General features: G+C 36.4%; 4 protein-coding genes. 2 read left to right on the top strand and 2 right to left on the bottom strand.

What is annotated here, in order from left to right; all coding sequences use genetic code 11:
• The first annotated feature begins 240 nt into the window (after positions 1–240).
• The gene (gene gloA / locus AACU95_RS11290) at positions 241–648 is read left to right on the top strand and encodes a lactoylglutathione lyase (RefSeq protein WP_012367981.1); all 408 of its coding nucleotides are present in this window, start codon (positions 241–243) and stop codon (positions 646–648) included.
• A gap of 95 nt (positions 649–743) precedes the next feature.
• Positions 744–1,382: a ribonuclease T gene (gene rnt, locus AACU95_RS11295; RefSeq protein ID WP_004243132.1), complete on the top strand. Its 639-nt coding sequence runs from the start codon at positions 744–746 to the stop codon at positions 1,380–1,382.
• Between the two features lie 121 nt (positions 1,383–1,503).
• Here the strand turns inward: rnt and AACU95_RS11300 are convergent, their stop codons facing one another.
• Both AACU95_RS11300 and AACU95_RS11305 read right to left on the bottom strand, forming a co-directional pair.
• Entirely contained in the window at positions 1,504–1,842 is a 339-nt protein-coding gene (locus tag AACU95_RS11300) for a Grx4 family monothiol glutaredoxin (protein ID WP_004243134.1), read from the bottom strand.
• Positions 1,843–2,246: 404 nt separating this feature from the next.
• Positions 2,247–2,582: a hypothetical protein gene (locus tag AACU95_RS11305; protein WP_004248163.1), complete on the bottom strand. Its 336-nt coding sequence runs from the start codon at positions 2,580–2,582 to the stop codon at positions 2,247–2,249.
• Positions 2,583–2,770 lie beyond the last annotated feature (188 nt).

Consider the following 2,770-nt stretch of genomic DNA (forward strand, 5'->3'; position numbering starts at 1 on the left):
AGATTCACATCGACCAATGCAAGGGCTTGGGATATCGAAGAATTCTAATTGTTCTTGCATTGATTATTCTCCCCAATTATTTGTTACTATAGAGTATAGTAAAAAGAGATATTATCTGCCCATTTACTACAATACTGATGAGTAAAGCGTAAATTGAACTATAGGGCTGTAACGCGTTATAGTACAACACCATCAGTTTATACTGTCGGGTGTCATATTTAACAAACACGAGAGGTTTATATGCGAGTACTTCATACCATGATCCGTGTAGGCGATTTACAACGCTCTATCGATTTTTATACCAAAGTTTTAGGTATGCAACTTCTACGCACCAGTGAGAATGAGGAATATAAATACTCGTTGGCTTTTGTTGGCTATGGTGATGAAAGTAGCGGTGCTGTTATTGAATTAACCTATAACTGGGGTGTGACTAGCTACGAAATGGGGACTGCATTTGGCCATGTTGCATTAGGGGTTGATGATGTAGCTGCAACTTGTGAGGCTATCCGTCAAGCGGGGGGTAACGTTACCCGTGAAGCAGGCCCTGTTAAAGGTGGTACAACAATTATCGCCTTTGTAGAAGATCCTGATGGATATAAAATTGAATTAATCGAAAACAAAAGTGCCAGTCAAGCTCTGGGTAACTAAATATTAGTAAAACCAGAAAGGCATTGTATTGCTTTTCTGGTTCCTGATTATTATTAATTTCTGATGTGCTATTTTCATCGGATAAGTACAGTTTAATGCCTGATAAAATAAACCCTAATGAATTATGTAACCGCTTTCGAGGTTACTATCCAGTCGTTATTGATGTTGAAACGGGTGGATTTAATGCCAAAACAGATGGCTTACTTGAAATTGCTGCTATCACTTTAAAAATGGATGAGCAAGGTTGGTTAAAACCTGATAATACATTGCATTTTCATGTAGACCCCTTTGAGGGCGCAAATTTAGAGCCAGCGGCGTTAGAATTTACCGGAATTGATCCTACAAATCCTCTTCGTGGTGCTGTCAGCGAATATGAAGCGTTACACGCCATTTTTAAAATGGTACGTAAAGGAATGAAAGACGCCAACTGTAACCGTGCGATCATTGTGGCTCATAATGCTAATTTTGATCATAGCTTTGTTATGGCGGCAGCTGAGCGAGCAGGTTTAAAGCGTAACCCTTTCCACCCTTTTGCTACTTTTGATACTGCGGCTTTAAGTGGTTTAGTACTAGGACAAACTATTTTAGCTAAAGCCTGTATTACTGCAGGTATCCCCTTTGATAGTAAACTCGCTCATGGGGCTTTATACGATACCAATCGTACATCATTACTGTTTTGTGAATTAGTTAACCGCTGGAAAAAATTAGGTGGTTGGCCACTACCAACGCCCTAATCAAACTTATGTGTTTGGCTGTGCCATATTAAGCGACAAAAAAGAAGCCAGTGCAAATAATGTACTGGCCTCTTTTTTTAATTACGGTCAATTTAAATCATGGTGAAAAACGCAATGGGGATTATGCTTCTTCTTCACCACGGTATTTATCTGCAGTCTCTTTTAATAACTTCTGCAATTCACCGCGCTGATACATTTCTAAGATAATGTCACAACCACCGACTAATTCGCCATCCACCCATAATTGTGGGAAAGTTGGCCAATGAGCATATTTTGGTAGCTCTGCACGAATATCAGGGTTTTGCAAAATATCGACATAAGCAAAACGCTCACCACAAGCAGAAATCGCTTGAACGGCTTGTGCAGAAAATCCACAGCTTGGTAATTTTGGTGATCCTTTCATGTATAACAGGATGGGATTTTCTTTGATTTGGCGTTCAATTTTTTCGATAGTCGTCATTTATTAAGTCCTTACAACCTTTTTATATTCAGTATGTTTTATATTGAGGAAAACATGAAAGAAGAATACCACTTTATATAAGAAAGCTCTATATAAGTTTAGTTATGTATCTAAATCAATAAATTACGGATAAATCACCCTATAATTGATGAGAAAACATACGACAAGGCATGACGATCTGGGAACAAATAAAATAAGATTAATGTTGGCTTAGCGAAAAACGCCGTAAACCCTCGCCCAATGTGAAGTACCCCCATAAAAAGCACCTAAATAAGTGTATAAATGCACATTACAGTAAAGAACATCAGATAATGTTTTAGTCGACGGATATCTGATGTCCCTGATCACACAAATTTTTAACGTCAATATCAATATCTCGTTAAATTGGATATTGATAAATTTCTTTATTTAATAGGCTTAACAATAATATCCCAACCTGTAGTACCTGAAGCGTGGTAATAATAACCGGCTTTTAATTGCTCTGGTTTTTTACTTGGCCCTTCAGCAACTAAAGTAGATTTCGTTGAGTTATTATCAATACGAATTACACCACCGCGAATACGATCTAATTCATTACCATTGAACAAGGTAATTTGTGGTGAGAAATGCGCATCACTTAAATCAATATGAATAAAAGTGTGCCCTGCATCATAAGCGGCTTTTAATTCTTTATCCGTAATGTCTTTACCATTCTCAAAGGGTAAATCAAAAAATGCTTTTGGATCAATTTTAGCAGTCATAAATACTCCTTTTTATGAATAAACATCAATCATTAGTTCAATTTAAATTATAGATCATAATTAAACATTCTGATAAATATCCTGCTCACGCTTTGCAAGGCACATACAAATTAATTATATATTCAATAGGTTAATTTACCCATTTTTTATTTTTCTTTTATTCAACAGAGATAAAACAATAAGTAAAA

It is taken from the genome of Proteus sp. G4415 (assembly GCF_963896075.1).
In the GTDB taxonomy this organism is placed as follows: domain Bacteria; phylum Pseudomonadota; class Gammaproteobacteria; order Enterobacterales; family Enterobacteriaceae; genus Proteus; species Proteus mirabilis.

Bases quoted from the DNA above. Each gene is read 5' to 3' on its own strand.
- AACU95_RS11305 (WP_004248163.1), bottom strand. From the start codon at position 2,582: ATGACTGCTAAAATTGATCCAAAAGCATTTTTTGATTTACCCTTTGAG.
- gloA (WP_012367981.1), top strand. From the start codon at position 241: ATGCGAGTACTTCATACCATGATCCGTGTAGGCGATTTACAACGCTCT.
- rnt (WP_004243132.1), top strand. From the start codon at position 744: ATGCCTGATAAAATAAACCCTAATGAATTATGTAACCGCTTTCGAGGT.
- AACU95_RS11300 (WP_004243134.1), bottom strand. From the start codon at position 1,842: ATGACGACTATCGAAAAAATTGAACGCCAAATCAAAGAAAATCCCATC.